This window comes from Kitasatospora nipponensis (genome assembly GCF_039528135.1).
In the GTDB taxonomy this organism is placed as follows: domain Bacteria; phylum Actinomycetota; class Actinomycetes; order Streptomycetales; family Streptomycetaceae; genus Kitasatospora; species Kitasatospora nipponensis.
Genome location: NZ_BAAALF010000628.1, coordinates 1 through 811, shown reverse-complemented (window position 1 = coordinate 811; position 811 = coordinate 1). Strand labels below are relative to the sequence as shown.

Here is an 811-nt window from a genome sequence, read left to right as displayed (position 1 = left end):
GGCCGCGTTCAGGTACTGCCTGAGGATGATGCTGTTCTGGTTGAGCGCGGCGGTCGTCCAGATCGACATGACGACGATGTAGAGGTCCGCCCAGTCCTTCTCCCCGACCCTGGCCCGCCACCGCGTCATGACGTCCTTGACGCCTTCGATCTGGACCTTCGCCGCCCAGTCCATGGTGGTGCCGATGTCCTCGTACACGCTGCCCGAGAAGTCCTCGAACGACTTCATGTCGAACGAACCCGCCGCCGTGCTCCGGTCGATGAACCGGAGCGCCGCATCGAGGATCACCCTGCACGACGCCTCCAGATCCGGGGCGAGATCCGCGGACCCGACCTCGCGGCAAGCAGCCGAGAGCGTGTCCCCGAACGCCCTGAGCGGCGTGATCCACTCGGTCGACCGCGGCCCCTTGAACGCGACCGTCCGCAGGTCGTGCGCGTCCAGGTGATCGTGGTTGGGCAGATTCGGGACCCGGTTGTCCAGATAGGGAGCCAGGATCGAATAGATCCCCAGCGGCGCGTGCGCGACCGACTTCGCCAGCTCGAACACTTCCGAGACCGGGTGCTCGGAGATCCGCTCCCCGTCGTGCACGAGCGTGAAGAGACCGCCCGCGTAGTCGTTGTAGACCACGATGACCGGCGACAGGTGCGCCGCCACCCCGACCCGCAGCGCGTCGTAGTACTTCTGCGTGTCCGTGTCGACCTGGACGAGCGCGGCCCGCGCCTGCTCCCCGTCCACGGGCGAATCGCGTCGGACCGCCCGGTCGGCCGAGGGCGGGGCGGGGCCGAGAAGCTTCACGGGGCCGGCCGCGGTG

General features: G+C 68.4%; 1 pseudogene. It reads right to left on the bottom strand.

The features are described 5' to 3' along the window. Nucleotides 1-735: pseudogene (locus ABD323_RS42360) on the bottom strand (hypothetical protein); the annotation flags it as partial. Between the last annotated feature and the right edge of the window lie 76 nt (nt 736-811).